Here is a 25015-nt window from a genome sequence, read left to right as displayed (position 1 = left end):
GCCCCGTCTGCCACCGCCTGCACCCGCACCCGCTGCCGGGTCCGCTGTTCCCTGGTCGGGTGTTCCCTGGTCGGGTGTGTGACTGTCGGTCAACTCCTGGTCGGTCAGGTCACGCGTCATGGCCGAGCCTCTCGGTGAGCATCCGGCCGAGCCCGGCCAGGCCCTGGGGGCCGAGCAGTTCGGCGTGCCGGCAGTCGACGCGGTACTCGTGGATCTCGCCGGTCAGGTGCGCCTGCCAGGCAGCGCGCGCGGTCGGCGCGTCGGCGGGTCGGCCGCCGGTCGCCGTGACGAAGACGAGGTCGCCGTCCACCGTGCCGGGCACGTGGTCGAGCACCAGGCGGCTGCTGTGCACCGCGGTGTCCAGCAGTGCACCCACCACCTGCTCGTCCACCTGCAGCCGCCGCGCGTTCTCCTCGCGCAGCAGGGCCAGGATCCGCTGCCGATCGGCGCCCTGCTCCACCAACTCGCGCACGGCGGGCCCCGCGCCGGGCAGCAGCGCGCCCAGCACCTCCTGCTCAGCCTCCGCGTCGAGGGCTTCCGGATCCTGCGCGACGGCGACCGGGTAGGAGTCGAGCAGCGCCAGGAAGGCCACCCGCTCGCCGTCCCGCTGGAGCAGTTCGGCCATGGCGTGAGCGACGGTGCCGCCCAGTGACCAACCGAGCAGGTGGTACGGGCCGGCGGGCTGCACCTCGCGGATCCGCGCGACGTAGTCCCGCGCCATCGCCCTGATGGACGCCGGGCGGGCGTCCGGCCGGCGGATGCCGCTCGCCTGGAGCCCGTACAGCGGTCGCCGCGGGTCCAGCCGGCGCAGCAGGGCCGCGTAGCCCCAGCTGAGGCCGAGCACCGGGTGCACGCAGAACAGCGGTGCCTCGGTGCCACGGGCGCGCAGCGGCAACAGCACGTCGAGCAGATCCCCGTCCGCCTGCCCGCCGTCCGAGTTCACGTCGTCCGATTGCACGACGTCCGGCTGCTCGCCGAGCCGGGCGCTGAGCCCCGCCGCGGTCGGCGTCTCGAAGAGCGCGCGCAGGTCGAGCCGCACACCGAACGTCTCCTGGACGGCGCTCATCAGCCGGACGGCCAGCAGGGAGTGGCCGCCGAGGGTGAAGAAGTCATCGTCCGGGCCGACCTCCGGCACGCCGAGCAGATCGGCGAAGAGGGCGCAGAGCACCATCTCCCGCGGATCGGCCGGCACCCTGGCCGGGGCCGCCCGTTCGATGCCCAGGGCGGGGAGGGCCCGGGTGTCGAGCTTGCCGTTCCGGGTCAGCGGGAGCGCGTCCAGCGGCACGAATGCCGAGGGGTGCATGTAGCCGGGCAGCACCGCCGCCGCGTGGGCACGCAGCTCCGCCGGGTCGAACCCGTGACCGGCCGGGACGACGTAGGCCACCAGGCGCTGATCCCCGGCCGCGACCTCACGCGTCACCACGGCGGCGCGACTGATGCCGGGGTGCGCGGTCAGCACGGTCTCGATCTCGCCCGGTTCGATGCGGAAGCCGCGCACCTTCAGCTGGTTGTCGGCCCGGCCGACGAAGACCAGCTGCCCGTCGGCGCCCCAGCGCACCAGGTCGCCGGTGCGGTACATGCGGGTACCGGGGGTGAACGGGCAGGCCACGAAACGCTCCGCCGTCAGACCGGGCCGGCCGAGGTAGCCGCGCGCCAGGCTCTCGCCCGCCACGTACAACTCGCCCACCACGCCCGGGGGGACCAGACGCAGGCCGGCGTCCAGGACGTACAGACCCGCGTTCCAGACCGGGCGGCCGATCGGGACCAGGTCACCGGACGAGCCGGCGGGCGTGCCGGCGGTGATCTGGATCGTGGTCTCGGTCGGCCCGTAGAGGTTGACCGGATCGACGCCCCAGACCTGCCGCACCCGGTCGGCGAGGCGGGCGGGGAAAGCCTCGCCACCGACGAACACCTGCCGCAGCCCCGAGAGCCCCCTGGCCTCCGGCGCCTCCAGCAGCGCGGCGAGCAGGGTGGGCACGAACTGCGCCACGGTCACCCGCATGGCGGCCAGTTCACGCAGCAGCAGGGCCGGGTCCTTGGCGCGCTCGTCGTCGAGCACGGCCACGGCCGCGCCGGTGAGCAGGGGCAGCCAGGTCTCCCAGACAGCGGCGTCGAAGCCCGGGGAGGTACGGGCCAGCACGCGGTCGCCCACGCCGATCGGGAAGCGCTCGGCCATCCACGCCATGTGGTTCACCGCGCCGCGCTGGCAGGCCACGACACCCTTCGGGCGACCCGTCGAACCGGAGGTGTAGATGACGTACGCCGCCTGATCACCCGACACCGGCGCGGCCGTGACCGGCGAAGGCCCGACCGTGGTGTCCTCGCCGAGGACGAGGTGGGGCAGGCCCGGGGGCAGCAGCTCCACCGTCGCGTCCACCGCGACCACCAGCGCGACGGCCGCCTCGCCCAGCACCGCGGCGATCCGCCCCGGGGGCAGGCCCGGGTCCAGCGGCAGCCACGCGGCGCCGGTCAGCGCGACCGCGATCTGGGCGACCACCCAGTCGGCCGAGCGCGGCACCAGCAGCCCCACCAGCGAACCGGGCCGCACGCCCCGCGCCAGCAGACGTCCGGCCAACGCGCGTGCTTGGTCGGCCAGTTCACCGAATGAGAGCTCGACACCCGCGCCGACACCCGCGCCGACCAGAGCAACCGCGGCCGGCGCGGCAGCCGCCCGGGCCAGGAAGAGCGACCCCAGCGACTCCCCCTTCGGCACCGCCACCACCGCGCCCGCACCCCGCCGGAGCAGCTCGGCACGTGCCCGCGCCGACAGCAGCTCCACCCCACCGACCCGCCGATCCGGCCCGGCCACCACCGAACCCAGGAACCGCGCGAACGAGACCGCCAGGAACTCCACCGACTCACGGTCGAACAGGTCTGCCGAGTAGTCGAGTTCACCGTCGAGACCGAGGGCCTGGCCCCCGTCGCCGTAGCGCTCGGCGAGGGTCAGCGACAGGTCGAACTTCGCCGCCGCGCCGGTCACCGGGACCGGGGTGGCCGTCAGGCCGTCGAGCTCGATCCGAGCCGACGCGGTGTTCTGCAGCGCGAGCATCACCTGGAAGAGCGGGTGCCGTGCCATGACCCGCGGCGGGTTCAGCACCTCCACCAGCCGCTCGAACGGGAGGTCCTGGTGCGCGAAGGCCGTCAGGTCGGACTCCCGCACCCGGCCGAGCAGTTCCCCGAAGGTCGGGTCGCCCGACACATCGGTGCGCAGCACCAGCGTGTTCACGAAGAACCCCACCAGGTCGTGGACCGCCTCGTCGGTGCGGCCGGCCACCGGGGTGCCGATCGGGACGTCCTCGCCGCCGCCCAGTGCGCTCAGCCAGCCGGCCAACGCGGCTTGCAGGACCATGAAGACGGTGGTGTGCGTCCGGCGGGCCAGTTCGACGATCCGCGCGTGCAGTTCGGCCTCGATCCACACCGGAACCGTGCCGCCCGCACCGCTCGGGAACGCCGGGCGCGGGCGGTCCGCCGGCAACGGCAGTTCGTCCGGCAGGCCGTCGAGCTGCTGCCGCCAGTAGGTGACTTGACGGGCCGTCAGACTCTCCGGGTCGGATTCGTCGCCGAGCAGCTCGCGCTGCCACAGCGTGTAGTCCGCGTACTGGACCGGGAGTTCGCCCCAGTGCGGGGCGGCGCCCGCGTGGCGGGCCGTGTAGGCGGCGGTGAGGTCGCGCACCAGCGGAGCGGTCGACCAGCCGTCGCTGACGATGTGGTGGGCCACCAGGAGCAGCACGTGCTCGTCGTCGGCGGTCCGGAACACCCCGGCCCGCAGCGGAACCTGCGTCGTCACGTCGAACGGACGGGTCGTCTCCGAAGCCACCGCCCCGTCCAACGCGGCGCCGGGCACCTCGCTGCCGCGCAGGTCGGTGACGGGCAGCTCGATCCTCGCCGCCTCCGCCGGGCGGACCACCTGCTCAGGCTCACCATCGCGTTCGGGGAAGACGGTGCGCAGGCTCTCGTGCCGCTCCAGCACGTCGTTCAGCGCGGCAGCCAGCGCGGCGGTGTCCAGTGCGCCGGTCAACCGCAGGACCAGCGGCATGTTGTAGGCGCCACTGGCCGGTTCGAGGCGGTTGAGGAACCAGAGCCGCCGCTGCGCGAAGGAGACCGGCAGCCGTTCGGGACGCGCCATCGGCCGCAACGCCGGTCGGGCGCTGGCCTGCTCGCCTTCCAGGGCCGTGGCCAGGGCGGCGACGGTCGGCGCCTCGAAGAACACGCGCAGCGGCAGTTCGACCCCGAGCACCGAACGCACCCGGCTCGCCAACCGCGTCGCCAGCAGCGAGTGCCCGCCCAACTCGAAGAAACCGTCATCGATTCCGAGCGACTCGACGCCCAGTACCTCGGCGAACAGCCCGCAGAGAATCTCCTCGCGCGGCGAACGCGGACCCCGCCCCACGACCGCAGCCGCGAACTCCGGTTCCGGCAACGCCCGCCGGTCCACCTTCCCGTTCGGCATCAACGGCAACGCGTCCAACACCACGAACGCCGACGGAACCATGTAGTCCGGCAGCACCCGGCCCAACAACTCCCGCAACCCGGCAGCAGACTCCATCGCACTGACCACATACGCCACCAGCCGCCGATCACCCACCGCACCCTCATGCAACAGCACCACCGCCTGCGCCACCCCCGGCAGCGCATCGATCGCGGCCTCCACCTCCCCCAACTCGATCCGGAAACCCCGCACCTTCACCTGACTGTCCGCCCGACCCAGGAACACCAACTGCCCATCCGCACCCCACCGCACCAAGTCACCCGTGCGGTACATGCGAGCGCCAGGGGTGAACGGGTCGGCGACGAACCGCTCAGCCGTCAGACCAGGCCGACCCAGATACCCCCGCGCCAGACCCTCCCCCGCCACATACAACTCACCCACCACACCCGGCGGCACCAACCGCAGACCCCCATCCAGCACATACACCCGCTTGTTCCACACCGGCCGCCCGATCGGCGGAATCGCCGCACTCGAGATCGGATCACTCATACTCGCGCACACCGTCGCCTCGGTCGGCCCATACGAATTGATCATCCGACGGTTGCGATACCACCGCTCCACCAACGCCGGCGAACTCGCCTCACCACCAACAATCAACGTCCCACCCTCGGGCAACGAACCCTCCGGCATCACCGCCAAACCAGCCGGCGGCAGATCGATATGCGTGATCCCCTGCTCCGCCACCAACTCCACCAACGGCTCCCCCGGCATCATCCGCTCCAACGGAGCAACCACCAGACGCCCACCACCCAACAGCGCCGACCACACCTCGGAGACATGACTGTCAAAACTCAACGACGAGAACTGCAGCACCCGACTCTCCGACGTCGTCGCATACCACTCCACCTTCGCGTGCGCGAGACCCGGAATACCACGATGCGCGATCACCACACCCTTCGGACGACCCGTCGAACCCGACGTATAGATCAGATACGCCGGATGATCCGCCACCAACGGCACGGCCCGCTCGACGTCCTCGACGTCGGTCTCGACCTGCGCCGCCAGGCCGGCCCGGACCTCGTCCCGGTCCAGCACCAGCACCGTGCGCTCCCCCAGAGGCAGCCGGTCGGCCACCGCCGCAACCGTCAGCACCAGCGCCGGCTCGGCATCCTCCAACATGTAGGCGATCCGGTCAGCCGGATACTCCGGATCCACCGGCAGATACCCCGCACCCGACTTCAACACCGCCAGCAACGCCACCAACATCAACTCACTACGCGGCAACGCCAACGCCACGAACCGCTCCGGACCCGCACCACGCTCAATCAACAACCGCGCCAACCGATTCGCCCGCCCATTCACCTCCCCATACGACAACTCCACACCCTCACAAGCCACCGCCACCGCATCCGGCGCCAACTCCACCTGCCGCTCGAAATGCTCATGAATCAACCCCTCCGGCACCGCACGCACCGTGTCATTCCACCGACGCAACACCAACTCACGCTCATCACCGGTCACCAGCTCGAAGTGGCCGACACGGCAATCCGGTTCGGCAGCCACCGCAGCCAGGAAAGCGACCAGCCGACCGACGAAGGCGGTGGCGGTGTCCCGGTCGTAGAGGTCGGTGGAGTAGTCGAGGCAGCCGTAGAGGCCTGCGGGGATGCCGGCTTCAAAGCCTTCCGTGATGTCCAGCGAGAGGTCGAACTTCGCGTCGGCGCGGTCCAGAGGCTCTGCCGCAACCTCGAGTTGAGGTAGGCCGAGGGTGGGCAGGGCGGTGTTCTGGAACGCCAGCATGATCTGGAAGAGCGGGTGGCGGCCCGCCGAGCGCGGCGGGTTGACTGCCTCCACCAGGCGTTCGAAGGGGAGGTCCTGGTGGGCGAAGGCGGTGAGGTCGGTGTCCCGCACCCGGGCCACGAGTTCGCGGAAGGTGGGGTCGCCGGAGGCGTCGGTCCGCAGGACGAGGGTGTTGGCGAAGAAGCCGACGACGTCCTCCAGCGCCTCGTCGGTGCGGCCGGCGATCGGGGAGCCGATCGGGATGTCCTCGCCGGCGCCGAGCCGGGCCAACAGGCCGGCCAGCGCCGCCTGCACCACCATGAAGACGCTCGCGCCGCTCTCGCGAGCGAGTCGCACCAGGGACGCGTGTGCCGGGGCGGGCAGGGTGAACGGCACGCTGGCGCCGCCGCCTTCGGTGGTGGCGGGTCGCAGGCGGTCGCCGGGCAGGGTCACCTCGTCGGGCAGGCCGGCCAGGGCCTGGCGCCAGTAGTCGGTCTGGCGGGCCAACACGCTCTCCGGGTCGGACTCCTCGCCGAGCAGTCCGCGCTGCCACAGGGCGTAGTCCGCGTACTGGACCGGCAGCGGCTGCCAGGCGGGGGCCGTGCCGGTGGCCCTGGCGGCGTAGGCGGTCGAGACATCGCGCGCCAGCGGGGCCAGCGACCAGCCGTCACCGGCCACGTGGTGCAGCACCAGCAGCAGCACGCTGACGTCCGCGTCGAGGCCGAACAGGTGGACTCGCAACGGGAGTTCGGCCGAGAGGTCGAAGCCCTGGCGGACGGCCGCGTGCAGCGCGGCCGGCAGCTCCGCCGCGCCGATCTCCCGAACGTCCAGCGGGACCGCGGCCGCGGCGGCGCTTCGCACCGCCTGCTCCGGCTCGCCGTCGTGCTCGGGGAAGACCGTGCGCAGGCTCTCGTGCCGCTCCACCACGTCCGCCAGCGCCGCGAGCAGCGCGGAACGGTCCAGCTTTCCGGTCAGCCGCAGCGCCAGCGGCATGTTGTAGGCGCCGCTGTCCGGGGCGAGCCGGTTGAGGAACCAGAGCCGCCGCTGGGCAAAGGAGACCGGCAGGTGTTCGGGACGCGCCATCGGCCGCAACGCCGGTCGGGCGCTGGCCTGCTCGCCCTCCAGGGCCCTGGCCAGGGCGGCGACGGTCGGCGCCTCGAAGAGCACGCGCAGCGGCAGTTCGACCCCGAGCACCGAACGCACCCGGCTCGCCAACCGCGTGGCCAGCAGCGAGTGTCCGCCCAGCTCGAAGAAGCTGTCGTCGATCCCGATCGTGTCCAGGCCGAGCACGTCGGCGAAGACACCGCAGAGGATCTCCTGCTGCGCGGTCGCGGGCGCGCGCCCACCGCCACTGGCGTAGTCGGGCGCGGGGAGCGCCTTGCGGTCGAGCTTGCCGTTGTCGGTCAGCGGGAAGGCGGCCAGCACGACGATGGCCGAGGGGACCATGTGGTCGGGCAGCATCTGCCGTATGTGTGACCGGAGTTCGGCCGGGTCGGCTTGCGTGGCGCCGGTGACGTAGCCGACGACTCGGGTGTCCCCGGGGGTGTCCTCGCGGAGGATGACGGTCGCCTGGGTGACGGTCGGGTGGGTGGTGAGGGCGGCTTCGATGTCGCCGAGCTCGACGCGGAAGCCGCGGATCTTGACCTGGTGGTCGGTGCGTCCGAGGTAGTCGAGCGTGCCGTCCGCCCGCCAACGGGCGAGGTCGCCGGTGCGGTACATGAGGTCACCCGGTGCGCCGAAGGGGCAGGCGACGAAGCGTTCGGCGGTGAGGGCGGGTCGATTGAGGTAGCCGCGGGCCAGGCCGTGGCCGGCGAGGTAGAGGTCACCGGCCACGCCGGTGGGGACCGGGCGCAGCGAACTGTCCAGCAGGTAGGCGCGGGTGTTGCTGATGGGCCGGCCGATGGCGGGGTTGCCCGTGATCAGTGGCTGGTCGAGTCGGTGCGTGGTGGACCAGATCGTGGTCTCGGTGGGGCCGTAGAGGTTGGTGGTCTCGCCGATCGGGCGCAGGGCGCCGGCCAGCGGGGCGGGCAGCGCTTCGCCGCCGACCAGAACTCGCAGCGAGGGAAGGCTGGTTGAGTCGACGGCCGACTGAGCCAGCAGCGCCTGCCAGAGCGCGGGGGTGGCCTGCATGATGCTGGCGCCGGAGTTGTGCAGCAGAGCGGTGAGCGCGGCGGGGTCGAGCACGGTCGGGCGGTCGGCCAGGACGACGCGGGCGCCGCTGATCAGCGGCAGGTACAGCTCCAGTGCGGCGATGTCGAACGCGATGGTGGTGACCGCCAACCACCGGTCCTGTCCGGCCAGCGGGAACCGGGTGCCCATGTCGGTCAGGAAGTTGGTCAGGCCCCGGTGCGGCACCACGACGCCCTTGGGCCGGCCGGTGGAGCCCGAGGTGTAGATGACGTACGCGGGATGCGCGGGGTCCGGCGGGCAGCGGCGCTCGGCGTCCGTGAGGTCGTGGCTCCCGGTCTGCGCCAGCGCGGCCACGGTGCGCGGGTCGTCCAGGGCCAGCAGCGGCCCCTCGGTGTCCGGCAGGGTGTTCCGCCGGGTGATCGTCAGGATGGGTGCGGCGTCGGTGAGCGTGTGCGCGATGCGGGCGGCCGGGTAGTCCGGGTCGATCGGCAGATACGCTCCGCCGGCCTTGAGGACGGCCAGCAGCGTGACCACCAGGTCGGCGGACCGGTCCAGCGCGATCGCGACCAGCGCCTCCGCCCGCACCTCGTGCTCCACCACCAGCAGCCGGGCCAACTGGTTCGCTCGGTCATTCAGCTGACGATAGGTCAGCTCGGTGCCGTCGAAGACCACCGCGACCGCGTCGGGCGTGCGGGCGGCCTGGGCCTGGAACAGCTCGGGCACCGTGGCCTCGGGCACCTCGCGGGCGGTGTCCTGCCAACTCCCCAGCAGCGTCCGGCGCTCGTCGGCCATCAGGATGTCGGCGCCAGTGACCGGGCGGTCGGGCGTGGCGGTGAGCGTGTGCAGCAGGTCGGTGAAGCGGCGGGCGAGCAGCGCGGCGGTTTCGTGGTCGAAGAGGTCGGTGGCGTAGGTGAGGGTGCCGGTGAGGCCGGCGGGACCCGTCTCGGGGTCGAACTGTTCCGAGAGGTCGAAGGCGAGGTCGAACTTGGCGGTCGCGGTGCCGCCGAGGGCCTCGGGCCGGGCGGTGAGCCCGGTGAGTTCGAGGCTCGGGACGGTGGTGTTCTGGAGGGTGAGGAGGGTCTGGAAGAGGGGGTGGCGGGCGAGGGAGCGGGTGGGGTTCAGAGCATCGACGAGGTGGTCGAAGGGGAGTTCCTGGTGGCTGTAGGCGGCCAGCAGGGTGTCGCGGGTCTGCTGGAGCAGGTCGCCGAAGGTCGGGTTGCCGCTCAGGTCGGTGCGGGTGACGAGGGTGTTGACGAAGAACCCGATGAGGTCGTTCACGGCTTCGTCGGTGCGTCCGGCGATGGGCGTGCCGATGGGGATGTCGGTGCCCGCACCGAGGCGGGAGAGGAGGGTGGCGAGGGCGGCGTTCAGGCCCATGAAGAGGGTGGCGCCGTGGGCGCGGGTGAGCCGGGCGAGCCGCTGGTGGGTGGTGGCGGGGACAGTGATGGAGACGGTGGCGCCCTGGTGGGTGGCGACGGCCGGGCGGGGGCGGTCGACGGGGAGCGTGAGCTGGTCTGGCAGGTCGGCCAACGCCTGGCGCCAGTAGTCCAGTTGCTCACTCAGGCGGCCGGTCGGGTCGGCGGCGTCGCCGAACAGCCGGCGCTGCCAGAGGGTGTAGTCGGCGTACTGGATCGGCAGCGGCTGCCAGCCGGGGGCGTGGCCCTCGCGGCGTGCGCTGTAGGCGGTGGAGAGGTCACCGGCCAGCGGGCCCAGTGACCAGCCGTCGCCGGCGATGTGATGCAACGTCAGCAGCAGGATGTGCGCTTCCGCGTCGATGGCGAAGAGCGTGGCACGCAGCGGGAGTTCGGCGCTCAGGTCGAACCCGCGGTTGGCCTCGGCAGCGAGGTCCTCGGCCAGTGCGGCGGGGGTGGTGTCGATGGTGGTCAGCGGCAGGTCGACGATCGAAGGCGCCAGGATCTCCTGCCGGGGCTGCCCGTTGGCGAACGGGTAGCTGGTGCGGAGGACTTCGTGGCGGGTGACGACGTCGTTGAGCGCGGCGTGCAGGGCGTCGCGGTCGAGGGCGCCGGTGAGGCGGAGTGCGGCGGGGATGTTGTAGGTGGCGCTGGGGCCTTCCAACTCGGAGAGGAACCAGAGGCGTTGCTGGGCGAAGGAGAGCGGGACGGTCTCGGGGCGGGGGCCGGCGGTCAGGGCCGGGCGGGTGGTGGCGTCCCGGGTGAGGCGGGTGGCGAGGGTGGCGACGGTGGGGGCTTCGAAGAGGGTGCGGAGGCTGACTTCGGCGCCGAGAACACTGCGGATGCGGCTGATCAGTCGGGTGGCGAGCAGCGAGTGGCCGCCGAGCTCGAAGAAGTTGTCGTCCACGCCCACGGTGTCGAGTCCGAGCAGGTCGGCGAAGACGCCGCAGAGGATCTCCTCCGTCGCGGAGCCGGGCGCCCGGTGCGGGGTGCCGGCCACCGGGGTGGGCACGGGCAGCGCCTTGCGGTCCAGCTTGCCGCTGGGTGACAGCGGCACCTCGTCGATCGGCACGAAGACCGACGGCACCATGTACTCCGGCAGCGCGGCGGCCAGGTGCGCCCGCAGTGCCGCCTCGGCGCAGCTGCCGTCGGAGACCAGGTACGCGGCGAGGAACTGGTCGCCCTCGGCGCGCTCGTGCACCAGGGCGGTCGCCCAGGAGACGCCGGGGGCACCGGCGAGCACGGTCGCGATCTCGTCCAGTTCGATGCGCAGGCCGCGCAGCTTCACCTGGTGGTCGGCGCGGCCGAGGAAGACCAGGGCGCCGTCCCGGTTCCAGCGCACGAGGTCGCCGGTGCGGTACATCCGGGCGCCGGGCGTGAACGGGTTGGCGACGAACCGCTCGGCGGTCAGGGCGGGCCGGCCGGCGTAGCCACGGGCGAGCTGGTCACCGGCCAGGTAGAGCTCGCCGGGCACGCCGGGCGGCAGCGGCCGCAGCTCGCGGTCCAGGACGAAGACCTGGGTGTTCCACACCGGCCGGCCGATCGGCACGGTGCTGCCGCTCTCGTCTGCCGCCGCCCGGTGGTAGGTGACGTCGACGGCCGCCTCGGTCGGGCCGTAGAGGTTGTGGAGTTCGGCGCCCAGCAGGTGGCGGTAGCGGGACAGCAGGTCGGTGGAGAGCGCCTCTCCGCTGCACACCACGTGCCGCAGGCTGGTGCAGCCGGCGGCGGCGGGCTCGGCGACGAAGGCGTGCAGCATCGACGGCACGAAGTGGACGATGGTGACGCCGTGCCGCCGGATCTCGGCGGCGAGCCCGGCCGGCTCGCGGTGGGCGCCGGGCGGGGCCACCACCAGGGCGGCGCCGGAGAGCAGCGGCAGGAAGAACTCCCAGACCGAGACGTCGAAACTCGACGGGGTCTTCTGCAGCACCCGGTCGCCGGGGCCGACGCCGTACTGGTCGCGCATCCAGTGCAGGCGGTTGACGATCGCGTCGTGCGGGACGGCGACGCCCTTGGGACGGCCGGTGGAGCCGGAGGTGTAGATCAGGTAGGCGGGGTGGGCGGGCAGCAGCGGCGCGGTCCGCTCCTGGTCGCCGAGGTGGTGGTCCTGGTGGTGCGCGTGTGCGGCGGCCTCGGCCGGGTCGTCCAGCACGAGCGGGCGGACCCCGGCCGGTAGGACGCCGGCCGGCAGGGCGCCGACCAGCTCGCGGCAGGTGAGGACGGCCACCGGCGCGGAATCCCGCAGCATGTAGGCGATCCGGTCGGCCGGGTAGTCGGGGTCGACCGGCAGGTAGGCCGCACCCGACTTCAGCACCGCGAGCAGCGCGACCACCAGCTCGGGCGAGCGCGGCAGGACGACGGCCACGGTGCGCTCGGGGCCGGCGCCGAGGCCGACCAGGTGGCGGGCCAGGCGGTTCGCCCGCGCCGACAGCTCGCGGTGGCTGAGCACCGTGTCGCCGAACAGCAGGGCCGGCGCCTCGGGGGTGCGGTCGGCCTGGGCCTCGATGACGGACGGCAGGGTGCCGGCCGGGACGGGGTGCGCGGTGTCGTTCCACTCGTCGCGGACCAGGCGGCGTTCGGCTTCGGTGGTGAGGTCGAACCGCCCGATGCTGTGGTCCGGTTCGGCGGTCAGCTCGGCCAGGAAGCCGGCCAGCCGGCCCGCGAAGGCAGCCGCCGTCTCCTGGTCGTACAGCTCGCCGGCGTACTCGACGCAACCCTCGATCCCTGAGGGGACGCCGGCCTCGAAACGCTCCGCCGCATCGACCGACAGGTCGAACTTCGCCGCCCAGCGCGCCACCGGCTCGACCGCCACCCGCAGGTCCGCCAGGTCGAGTTCGGGCAGCGCGGTGTTCTGGAAGGCCAGCATCACCTGGAACAGCGGATGCCGCCCCATCGAACGCGGCGGGTTCAACTCCTCCACCAGGCGCTCGAACGGGACGTCCTGGTGCGCGAACGCGGCCAGGTCGGCCTGCCGCACCCGACCGAGCAGCTCGCGGAAGGTCGGGTCGCCCGAGACATCGGTGCGCAGGACAAGGGTGTTGACGAAGAAGCCGACGGCGTCCTCCAGCGCCTCGTCGGTGCGGCCGGCTACCGGGGAGCCGATCGGGATGTCCTCACCCGCCCCCAGCCGGGCCAGCAGAGCGGCCAGCGCCGCCTGCACCACCATGAAGACGCTCGCCCCGCACTCCCGGGCCAGCCGCACCACCGCCGCATGCACCCCGGCGGGCACCGCGAACGGCACACTCCCGCCCGCTCCCCCGGCGACCGGCGGCCGCACCCGGTCACCCGGCAGCGACACCTCATCCGGCAGACCGGCCAACGCACCACGCCAGAAATCAATCTGACGTGTCATCAGACTCTGCGGGTCGCTCTCCTCGCCCAGCAACTCACGCTGCCACAAGGCGTAGTCCGCGTACTGCACCGGCAGCGGCTGCCAGGCGGGGGCCGTACCGGTGACCCGGGCGGCGTACGCGGTCGAGACGTCGCGCGCCAGCGGGGCCAGCGACCAGCCGTCGCCCGCCACGTGGTGCAGCACCAGGACCAGCACGTGCACCTCGGGCGCCAGCGCGAACAGCACCGGACGCAGCGGCAGTTCACTGGTGAGGTCGAAGGCGCACCCCGCCTCGGCGGCCATCCGCGCGGCCAACTCCTGCTCGGTGCAGTCCTGTTCGGCCAGCGACAGCGCCACCCGGGCCATCGGCAGGATCTGCTGACGCGGCTCACCATCGCGCTCGGGGAAGACGGTGCGCAGGCTCTCGTGCCGCTCCACCACGTCGTTCAGCGCGGCAGCCAGCGCGGCGGTGTCCAGTGCACCGGTCAACCGCAGGACCAGCGGCATGTTGTAGGCGCCGCTCGCCGGTTCGAGGCGGTTGAGGAACCAGAGCCGCCGCTGCGCGAAGGAGACCGGCAGCTGCTCGGGGCGCGCCATCGGCCGCAACGCGGGCCGCTCACTCGCCTCCTCGCCTGCCAACGCCACCGACAACCCCGCCACCGTCGGGGCCTCGAAGAGCACGCGCAGCGGCAGTTCGACCCCGAGCACCGAACGCACCCGGCTCGCCAACCGCGTCGCCAGCAGCGAGTGCCCGCCCAACTCGAAGAAACCGTCATCGATCCCCACCAGCTGAACGCCGAGCACCTCGGCGAACAGCCCGCAGAGGATCTCCTCGCGCGGCGAACGCGGACCCCGCCCCACGACCGCAGCCGCGAACTCCGGCTCCGGCAGCGCCCGCCGGTCCACCTTCCCGTTCGGCATCAACGGCAACGCATCCAGCAACACGAACGCCGACGGAACCATGTAATCCGGCAGCACCCGGCCCAACAACTCCCGCAACCCGGCAGCGCTCTGCGTCGAACTGACCACATACGCCACCAGCCGCCGATCACCCACCGCACCCTCATGCAACAGCACCACAGCCTGCGCCACCCCCGGCAGCGCGTCGATCGCCGCCTCCACCTCCCCCAACTCGATCCGGAAACCCCGCACCTTCACCTGACTGTCCGCCCGACCCAGGAACACCAACTGCCCATCCGCACCCCACCGCACCAAGTCACCCGTGCGATACATCCGCTCACCAACACCGAACGGACACGCCACAAACCGCTCCGCCGTCAGACCAGGCCGACCCAGATACCCCCGCGCCAGACCCTCCCCCGCCACATACAACTCACCCACCACACCCGGCGGCACCAACCGCAGACCCCCATCCAGCACATACACCCGCTTGTTCCACACCGGCCGCCCGATCGGCGGAATCGCCGCACTCGAGATCGGATCACTCATACTCGCGCACACCGTCGCCTCGGTCGGCCCATACGAATTGATCATCCGACGGTTGCGATACCACCGCTCCACCAACGCCGGCGAACTCGCCTCACCACCGACGATCAACGTCCCACCCTCGGGCAACGAACCCTCCGGCATCACCGCCAGACCAGCCGGCGGCAGATCGATATGCGTGATCCCCTGCTCCGCCACCAACTCCACCAACGGCTCCCCCGGCATCATCCGCTCCAACGGAGCAACCACCAGACGCCCACCACCCAACAGCGCCGACCACACCTCGGAGACATGACTGTCAAAACTCAACGACGAGAACTGCAGCACCCGACTCTCCGACGTCGTCGCATACCACTCCACCTTCGCGTGCGCGAGACCCGGAATACCACGATGCGCGATCACCACACCCTTCGGACGACCCGTCGAACCCGACGTATAGATCAGATACGCCGGATGATCCGCCACCAACGGCACGGCCCGCTCGAAGTCCTCGACATCAGCGTCCGACCACTGCGCCAACTCCGCCCCAACACCGGGCTCATCCACCACCACAACCGCCTGGTCACCCAGCGCCAACCCGCCCGCCACCGCCGCGACCGTCACCACCAGCGCCGGCTCGGCATCCTCCAACATGTAGGCGATCCGGTCAGCCGGATACTCCGGATCCACCGGCAGATACCCCGCACCCGACTTCAACACCGCCAGCAACGCCACCAACATCAACTCACTACGCGGCAACGCCAACGCCACGAACCGCTCCGGACCCGCACCACGCTCAATCAACAACCGCGCCAACCGATTCGCCCGCCCATTCACCTCCCCATACGACAACTCCACACCCTCACAAGCCACCGCCACCGCATCCGGCGCCAACTCCACCTGCCGCTCGAAATGCTCATGGATCAACCCCTCCGGCACCGCACGCACCGTGTCATTCCACCGACGCAACACCAACTCACGCTCATCACCGGTAACCAACTCGAAATGACCGATACGGCAATCCGGTTCGGCAGCCACCGCGGCCAGAAACGTGGCCAGCCGACCGGCGAACGCAACCGCCGTCTCCCGGTCGTACAGCTCACCGGCGTAATCGACACAGCCCTCGATCCCCGCCGGCACGCCGGCCTCGAAACGCTCCGCCGCATCGACCGACAGGTCGAACTTCGCCGCCGAACGCGCCACCGGCTCGACCGCCACCCGCAGGTCCGCCAGGTCGAGTTCGGGCAGCGCGGTGTCCTGGAAGGCCAGCATCACCTGGAACAACGGATGCCGCCCCATCGAACGCGGCGGGTTCAACTCCTCCACCAGGCGCTCGAACGGGACGTCCTGGTGCGCGAACGCGGCCAGGTCGGCCCGCCGCACCCGACCGAGCAGCTCGCGGAAGGTCGGGTCACCCGACACATCGGTGCGCAGCACCAGCGTGTTGACGAAGAACCCGACCGCCTCCTCCAGCGCCTCATCCGTGCGACCCGCCACCGGCGCGCCGATCGGGATGTCCTCACCCGCCCCCAGCCGGGCCAGCAGAGCGGCCAGCGCCGCCTGCACCACCATGAAGACGCTCACCCCGCACTCCCGGGCCAGCCGCACCACCGCCGCATGCACCCCGGCAGGCAGCGCGAACGGCACACTCCCGCCCGCTCCCCCCGCCACCGCCGGCCGCAACCGGTCCCCCGGCAGCGACACCTCATCCGGCAGACCGGCCAACGCACCACGCCAGAAATCGACCTGACGCATCATCAGACTCTGCTGGTCGCTCTCCTCGCCCAGCAACTCACGCTGCCACAACGCATAGTCCGCATACTGCACCGGCAGCGGCTCCCAATCCGGGGCCCCGCCGGCCGCCCGCGCCGCATAAGCCCGCGACACATCCCGCGCCAACGGCGCCAACGACCAGCCGTCGCCCGCCACATGGTGCAGCACCAGGACCAGCACGTGCACCTCGGGCGCCAACGCGAACAGCACCGGACGCAGCGGCAGCTCACTGGTCAGATCGAACGCATACCCCGCCTCGGCGGCCAACTGCGCGGCCAACTCGTCTTCCGTACAGTCTCGTTCGACCAGCGGCAGCGCCACCCGGGCCATCGGAAGAATGCGCTGACGCGGCTCGCCGTCACGCTCGGGAAAGACCGTGCGCAGGCTCTCGTGCCGCTCCACCACATCGTTCAACGCCGCACCCAGCGCAGCGACATCCAGCGCACCGGTCAACCGCAGCGCCAGCGGCATGTTGTAGGCACCGCTGCCGCCCTCCAGGCGGTTCAGGAACCAGAGCCGGCGCTGTCCGTACGAAAGCGGAATCACTCGTCCTCCTCGGGACGCGGCATCCGGCGCAGGGCGGGGCGCTTGGGGATGCCGGACTGTGCGGCGGCGGCCTCGGCGAGGCGCGCCACGGTGGGGTGTTCGAACAGGGCGCTGAGCGGCAGGTCCACATCCAGCGCGGTGCGGATCCGACTGATCACCCGGCCGGCGAGCAGGGAGTGCCCGCCCAGGTCGAAGAAGTCGTCGTCGATCCCGATCGTGTCCAGGCCGAGCACCTCGGCGAACAGCCCGCAGAGCAGTTCCTCCTGCGGGTTGCGCGGAGCGCGGCTCGCGGCGGAGGCGGTGAACCCCGGGCGCGGCAGCGCCTTGCGGTCCAGCTTGCCGCTGGGCGTCAGCGGCCACTGCGCCAGCAGCACGAAGGCGGTCGGCACCCAGCCGGCCGGCAGCTGCTCGGCGAGGTACTGCCGGAGCGCGGGGACCAACTCCCCGTCGCTGCCCGCGCCCTGGCCCACGGGCCGGACGTACGCCGTCAGCCGGGCGTCCAGCGCGGTCACGGCCGCCTGGGCGACGCCCGGGTGGCGGCCCAGCACCGCCTCGATCTCGCCCAGCTCGATCCGCTGCCCGCGGATCTTGACCTGGTGGTCGGTCCGGCCGGCGTAGCGCAGGCAGCCGTCCTGGTCCCAGGCCCCGAGGTCGCCGGTGCGGTACATCCGGGTGCCGGGCGGGCCGTACGGGTCGGCGACGAAACGTTCCGCCGTCAGGCCGCGCCGCTCCAGGTAGCCGCGCGCGAGCTGGACGCCGGCCAGGTAGACCTCGCCGACGACACCCGGGGGCACCGGGCGCAGCGCCGCGTCCAGGACGTGGATCCGGGTGTTCCAGACCGGGCGCCCGATCGGCACGGCCTCGGGTGTGCCCTGCGCGGGGCAGCTCCAGTGCGTGACGTCGACCGCCGCCTCGGTGGGCCCGTAGAGGTTGACCAGCGGCGCGGCGCAGACGGAGTGGAAGTCGCCGACCAGCTCGGCGGGCAGCGCCTCGCCGCTGGCGAAGACCCGGCGCAGGCTGGTGCAGGCCTTGGCCGCCGGCTCGTCCACGAAGGCGCGCAGCATCGAGGGCACGAAGTGCGCGGTGGTCACGCCGGTGTCCTCGATCAGCCGGGCCAGCCGGTCGGGCTCGCGGTGCACGCCCGGCGGGGCGACCACCACGGCCGCACCGCTGATCAACGGCCAGAAGAACTCCCACACCGACACGTCGAACCCGGCCGGGGTCTTCTGGAGCACCCGGTCGGTGCCGTCCAGCCGGTACCGGTCCTGCATCCAGAGCAGCCGGTTCACGATCGCGCGGTGCTCGACCACGACGCCCTTGGGGCGGCCGGTGGAGCCGGAGGTGTAGATGACGTACGCCGGCGAGCCGCCGCGCGGTCGGCCGGCGGCCGGGTCGGTCTGCGGCTGCGCGCGCAGCCCGGCCTGCACCTGCTCGTCATCCAGGACCAGCGCCGGGAGGTGGGCGGGCACCGCGGCGGCCAGTGCCCGGCTGGTCAGCACGAGCTGCGGCGCGGCGTCGGCGAGCAGGTCGGCGGTGCGCGAGGGCGGGTAGTCGGGATCGAGCGGCAGGTAGGCCGCACCGCTCTTCAGCACGGCCAGCAGCGCGAGCACGAGGTCCGGCGAACGCGGCAGCGCGACGCCGACCGTCGTCTCCGGGCCCGCGCCCCGCTCGGCCAGCAGGTGCGCCAACCGGTTGGCGCCGGCGTTGAGTTCCGCGTACGTCCGGCTGCCGTCGGGGCCGTACAGGGCCGTCGCGTCGGGGGTGCGGGCGGCCTGCCGCTCGATCAGCTCGGGCAGCGTGGTGTCGGGAACCGGGTGCGCGGTGCTGTTCCAGGTCTCCAGCACCCGCTCGCGCTCGTCGGCCGTGAGCAGGTCCAGTCGGGCGACCGGCTGCCGCGGGTCCGCCGCCATGGCCGGCAGCAGGCGGTGCAGGCGCTGCGCGATCCGCTCCACCGCCACCCGGTCGAGCAGGTCGGGCCGGTGGTCGAGGGTGATCCGCAGCCGGCTCCCCGGCACCACGAGCAGGCGCAGCGGGTAGTGGGCGGAGTCCCGGACCTGGACCTCGGCGACGGCCGGACCGCCGGGCAGCCGCAGCGCCGCCAGGTCCACGGGGTAGTTCTCGAAGACCAGCAGGGTGTCGAAGAGGGCACCCAGGCCGGTGGCGGCGTGCAGGTCGGTGAGGGCGGTGTGGTGGTAGGGGGTCAGCGCCGCCTGCTCGGCCTGCACGGTCGCGAGCAGTTCGGCCACCGTCTCGTTCCGGTCCAGGCGCACCCGGACCGGGACGGTGTTGATCAGCAGCCCGACGATCTCCTCGGCCCCCGCGAGCTCCGCCGGACGGCCGGAGACGGCGGCGCCGAACAGCACGTCCGAGCGACCGGTCAGGGTGCCGAGCAGGATGCCCCAGGCGCCCTGCACCAGCGAGTTGAGGGTCAGCCCGTGGCTGCGGGCCAGGTCCAGCAGCGCCTGCGTCTGCTCGGCGGAGAACTCCAGCTCGACCCGCTCGGGCCGCTCGGCCACGGCGGCGTGCTGCTGCCCGGCCAGCAGCGTGGGTTCCTCGACCCCGGCGAGCGCCGAGCGCCAGGCGTCGAGCGCCCGCTGCCGGTCCTGTCGGCCCAGCCAGCCGAGGAAGTCCCGGTACGGGCGGACCGCGGGCAGCACACCGCCCGCAGCTCCCGCACCACTCGCACCACTCGCACCGCCCGCACCGCCCGCACCGCCGTGTGCGTACAGCCTGAACAGCTCGCCCATCAGCTGCGCGGTGGACCAGCCGTCCAGCACCAGGTGGTGGTTCATCAGGACCAGCACCTGCCGCTCGGCGGCCAGCCGCAGCAGGCTGAACCGGACCAGCCGGGGCCGGCCGAGGTCGAAGCGGTGGGCACGGTCGTCGGCCAGCAGCCGCTCCAGCCGCGCAGCGCGCTCCGCCTCGGGCAGCGTGCTCAGGTCCAGCTCCCGCCAGAGCAGCGGCGCGTTCGCCGCCACCACCTGCACCCACTCACCCGTGGCGCGCTGGCGGAACGCGCTGCGCAGCGCCGGGTGGCGGCGGACCACGGTCTCGGCGGCGGCCCGCAGCGCCGCTCCGTCCAGCGGCCCGTGCAGCTCGAAGACGAACTGCGCGGTGTAGACGTCGGCCGCGCTCTCGTCGTACCGCGCGTGGAAGATCATTCCTTCCTGGACGGGCGTGACGGGCAGGATGTCCTCGATCGCGTTCTCGCTCACCGGCCGGTCCCCCATGCGTCCTCGTCCCACTCGTCGCCCCGGGCCGCGTCGGCGGCGAAGTCCGCCTCGAAGCCCTCGATCTCCTCCTGCGCCAGCTCCACCAGCGCCAGGTCGGACGGGGTGTGCCCGCCCGCCTGCGGCGACTGCCCATGGCGCACCAGCACCTCCAGCGCCCGCTGCCAGGTGTCGGCCAGGTCCGCCACCTCGTGCTCCGCCAGCAGTCCGCTCGGCCAGCGCCAGCTGACGCTCAACTCGGCTCCGTGCGGCCCCTCCTGGGCGACCGCGTCGATCTCCAGCAGGTGGCCGAGCGGCATCAGCGGATCGCCGCCGCCGGCGAACGCGCCGTCCTCGGCGGCCACCGACCAGTCGGCCTCGGGCGTGCGGCCGAGGCCGGCGGTGCGGCCGAGGTAGTTGAAGCAGATCTGCGGGGTCGGCGCGGCGGCGAGCAGCGGCCCGGTCCGCGCGTTGAGGTGGCGCAGCAGGCCGTAGCCCAGCCCGTGCCCGGGCACCGCCCGCAGCTGCTCCTTGACCCGCTTGATCAGCGCGCCGGTCGCCGGGCCCGCCGCCCAGGTGCCGGCCGTCTGCGCGGCGTCCGTGACCAGCCGCACCGGATACAGCGTGGTGAACCAGCCGACCGTGCGGGTCAGGTCGGCGCCGCAGCGCTCGCCTTCGCGGCCGTGGCCCTCCAGGTCCACCCGGACCGGGCCGTCCGGGCGGCCGTGCCGCCCGCGCCAGTCGGTCACCGCCAGCGCCAGGCCGGCCAGCAGTACCTCGGTGGCGCCGGTGTAGAAGGCGGCCGGCACGGTGGTCAGCAGCGGCTCGGCCAGCTCGGGCGCCAGGGTGCGGATCAGCCGGGCCTCGGTGGCGACGACATCGCGCGCCGGGTCCGGCCGACCACGGCCCAGCAGCGGATCGTCACCGGCCGACGCCTGCTGCCAGTATGCGAGTTCGGCCACCGTCGCGGGCTCGTCGGCGGCGGCCACCAGCTGCTCGGCCCACTCCTTGAGCGGGGTGCCGACCGGGTCCAGGCACGGCGCGGCGCCGGCGCTCTCCGCCTGGTACGCGGCGACCAGTTCGGGCAGCAGGATCCGCCAGGAGACGCCGTCCACGCAGAGGTGGTGCAGCACCAGCACCAGCCGGCCCGGCAGGTCGGGTCCGCGGTCCAGCCACACCACCCGGACCAGCGCACCGTCCTGCGGCGCCAGCTCGCGCGCGGCCCGCTCCCGGGCCTCGCGCACCAGGTCCGCCAGCGCGGCCCCACCGTCTTCGACGTCGACAGCGTGCTCGACATCAACAGCGTGTTCGACGTCGACCCGGGTCACGCACGCCTTGCCGGACACCTCGCCGCGCGGGGCGACCGACAGCTGCCAGCCGCCGTCCCGGTCGGCCAGCCGCAGCCGCAGCGCGTCGTGCCGGTCCAGCAGGCACTGCACCGCCCGGTGCAGCGTCGGCTCGTCCAGTCCGGCCGGGCTGCGCAGCACCACCGACTGGTGGTAACCGTCGATCGGGCCGCCGAGTTCGCGCAGCCGCTGGACGATCGGGGTGGCCGGGACCGGGCCGACACCGGCGTCCGGGTCGCGCTCCTGGGCCTGCTCCACCGGCTCGGTGCGGCAGACCCGGGCCAGCGCGGCCGGCGTGCGGTGGTCGAAGACCTCCCGGGGCGTGAACACCAGGCCGGCCGCCCTGGCCCGGCCGGCCAGCTGGATCGCCATGATGCTGTCCCCGCCGAGCTCGAAGAACCCGGCGTCCGCGCCCACCGAGCCGAGGCCGAGGACCTCGGCGAACAGCGCGCACAGCGTCGCCTCGGCCGCGGTGGCCGGGGCCTGCCCGGCCGCCTCGAGCGCGCCGAAGTCCGGTACGGGCAGCGCCCGGCGGTCCACCTTCCCGTTGCCGGTCAGCGGCAGTGCGTCGAGCCGCACGAAGGCCGCGGGCACCATGTAGGAGGGCAGGGTGGCGGCCGCGTGGGACCGCACCGGCGCGAGGTCCGCTGACAGCCCCGGCGTCTGCGCCACCAGGTAGGCGACGATGCGCTTGTCCCCGCGCGGCCCGGTGCGGATGTCCACCGCCACCTGGCCGACACCGGGGCAGTCGGCCAGCGCGGACTCGATCTCGCCCGGCTCGATCCGGAAGCCGCGGATCTTCACCTGGTCGTCGCTCCGCCCGACGAACTCCAGCTCGCCGCCGGCGTTCCAGCGCACCAGGTCCCCGGTGCGGTACATCCGCGCCCCCGCGTCGCCGGCGAACGGGTCCGCCACGAACCGCTCGGCCGTGCGGCCCGGGTGCCGGACGTAGCCGCGCGCCAGTCCGATGCCGCCGGCGTACAACTCGCCGACGCTGCCCGCCGGGACCGGCCGCAGCCACTCGTCCAGCACGTAGCAGCGCATCCCCTGGAACGGCCGGCCGATCGGCATCGGGTCGGGCACCGGGTCGGTGGCGGCCAGCCGGTGGTAGGTGATGAAGGTGGTCGCCTCGGTCGGGCCGTAGCCGTCGACGATCACCAGCGCCGGGCAGGCCTCGCGCAGCCGGCGCACCGTCGCGGCGGGCACCACGTCGCCGCCCGCCCAGAGCTCCCGGAGCCCGGCCAGGCACCCCGGGTCCTCCTCGGCGACCAGCCGCAGCAGCCCGGCGGTGAGCCAGAGTGCGGTCACCCGGTGCCGTGCGAGCACGGCACCGAGGGTGGGGATGTCCAGTTCGCCGGGCGGCGCGACGACGACCTCGCCACCGTTCAGCAGCGGCACCCACACCTCGTAGGTCGCCAGGTCGAAGGCCGCGGGCGAGTGGAAGAGCACCCGCCGGTGCGCCTCGCCGTCCCAGACGTGGTCCAGCGCCAGCCCCAGGATGTCCTCGTGCGTGATGGCGACGCCCTTGGGCGTGCCGGTGGAGCCGGAGGTGTACATCACGTACGCCAACTGCGCCGGCCCGCAGGTCACGGTCGGCTCGGTGGCCGGCCCGTCCTGCCAGGTCCGCGGAGCGTCGACCGCGACCACGGGCAGCTCCAGCCGCTCGGCCAACTCCAGGGTGCCGGCGTCGCAGAGCACCAGCAGCGCGCCGCTGTCGCGTGCCGTGGTCCGCAGCCGCCGCACCGGGTGCCGGGTGTCCAGCGGCAGGTAGACGCCGCCCGCCTTGACCACGGCCAGCATCGAGACCACCAGGTCCGGGGTGCGTTCCTGCAGCAGCACCACGGGCGTCTCGGCCGTCACCCCGGACGCGAGCAGCCGGTGCGCCAGGCGGTTGGCCCGCAGGTCCAGCTCCCGGTAGCTGTAGCGGACACCGTCGGAGCTCAGTGCGGTCGCGTCCGGCGTGCGCGCCACCTGGGCGGCGAACCGCTCGGTGAGCGTGCTCGCCGTCGGATCCTCGCGGTGCGGGGTGGCCTGGCCCTGGACCATGACCCAGCGGCGCTCGGCCGGCGTCAGCAACTCGGTACGGCCCACCGTCCGATCGGGGTCCGCCGCGGCCGCGCACAGGAACGCGGAGAGCCGCTGCTGGTGGCCGGCCACCTCATCGGCCGGGTAGCGCGACGCGTTGGCCTCGACCTGCAGCATCAGGCCCTCGGTGCCGTGGTCCTGGAGCACGACGGACAGGTCGTCGACCGGCCCGGCCAGGTAGATCTGGGTGCCGGTGGCGGCACCGAACCGCAGCCCGCTGCCGGCCGGCAGCAGGTTGACCTGGGTCGTGAACAGGCCCTCGGCGCGGCCCCGTTCAGTACGCAGGTCCCGATCGGCGCGCATCTCCAGATCGGCGCGCAGGTCCTGATCGGCGCGCATGTCCTGATGGAGGTAGCGCTGGTGGCGCAGCGCCCGCTTCACCTCGGCCGCGGCCGCCCGCGCCAGGTCGGTCCAGCGCAGGTCCGCGCCGACCTCCAGGCGCAGCGGCACGATGTTGGACACCATGCCGGGGATGCCGCGCAGCACCGCGTTGCTCCGCGCGGTCACCGGCAGGCCCAGCACCACGCTCGACTCGCCGGTCATCCGCTGGGTGTAGGCGGCAACCGCGGCGACCGCCAGCGCGGGCAGGGCGGTCCTGGCTCGGCGGGCCGCGGCGCGCACGGCGGCCGTCTGCGCGGCGCCGATCCGCCCGGTCCGCCGCGTCGCGCCGGCCGCCCCGCTCGCGTACCCGGCACCGGTCGGCCGACCGGACAGCGGGGCGGGCCGGGGCAGGTCGCTCAGGTGCGCCTGCCAGTACGCCCGGTCCTCCTCGAACCGCTCCGAGGCCCGGTAGGCGGCGTCCTGCTCCAGCAGCTGGGCGAGGGTGCCGAAGGAGTGGGCGGCAGGCTCCTCGCCGCGTTCCAGCGCGGTGTAGAGCTCCGCGATCCGGGCGCTCACCAGGGAGCCGCTGAAGCCGTCCGTGATGATGTGGTGGCCGCCCACGTAGAGGAAGTGCCAGTCGGGCGCGAGCCGCAGCACGGCGGTGCTGAACAGCGGCCCGGCCAGCAGGTCGACCGGCCGGTCGACCTGCTCGCGCATCCAGCGCTCGGCGGCTTCTCGCGGTAACCGCTCGCCGCTCAGGTCGACCGACTCCAAGGGCCGGCCCGGTCCGTCATACCGCAGTTGCAGCGCACTGACCCCGTCCGGCCGTAACCGCACGTGCGCGGTCTCCACCTCACCGACCAGTCGCCGCACCGCCCGGTCGAGCACCGAAAGCGTCAACGGCCCTCGGATGTCGGTGAACTGAGCCAGGTTGTAGGCGCTGCTCGCCGGATCCAGCTGTTGGGCCAGCCAGATTCCGTGCTGTGCTCTGGAAAGCGGCACCGGGGCCGAATCGTGCGCAGGCATGGCTTTCTCTCATCCCATTGGTTCGGCGAATCAGCGAATCAGCGAATCGGAGCGACAACCGGCCGCGCGCTGCACGGTATTACCCGCTCGGCGAAATCCATTCGGCCCGGCTGGTCGAACGGTCGGTGCGCGGGCGGGAAACGGCGGTCAGAGGACAGCGGTCGGGAAACGGCGGTCAGAGGACAGCGGTCGGGAGACGGCGGTCAGAG

Annotated in this window: 3 protein-coding genes; all 3 read right to left on the bottom strand. The window is 72.9% G+C overall.

Annotated elements, in window-relative coordinates; genetic code table 11:
* Positions 1-109: 109 nt before the first annotated feature.
* From OG403_RS31775 to OG403_RS31765, 3 genes are read right to left on the bottom strand one after another with little or no spacing between them, the layout of a single operon-like run.
* A complete protein-coding gene (locus OG403_RS31775; RefSeq protein ID WP_329570500.1) occupies positions 110-16819 on the bottom strand; it encodes a non-ribosomal peptide synthetase in 16710 nt (5569 codons plus the stop codon).
* Entirely contained in the window at positions 16816-20034 is a 3219-nt protein-coding gene (locus OG403_RS31770; protein WP_329570498.1) for an amino acid adenylation domain-containing protein, read from the bottom strand. Before OG403_RS31770 ends, OG403_RS31775 begins: the two co-directional genes overlap by 4 nt.
* The gene (locus OG403_RS31765) at positions 20031-24806 is read right to left on the bottom strand and encodes a non-ribosomal peptide synthetase (RefSeq protein ID WP_329570497.1); all 4776 of its coding nucleotides are present in this window, start codon (positions 24804-24806) and stop codon (positions 20031-20033) included. Before OG403_RS31765 ends, OG403_RS31770 begins: the two co-directional genes overlap by 4 nt.
* Between the last annotated feature and the right edge of the window lie 209 nt (positions 24807-25015).

The organism is Kitasatospora sp. NBC_01266, assembly GCF_036242395.1.
GTDB lineage: Bacteria > Actinomycetota > Actinomycetes > Streptomycetales > Streptomycetaceae > Kitasatospora.
Note: the sequence above shows the minus strand (reverse complement) of the source record. Positions and strands in the feature narration are given on the sequence as shown.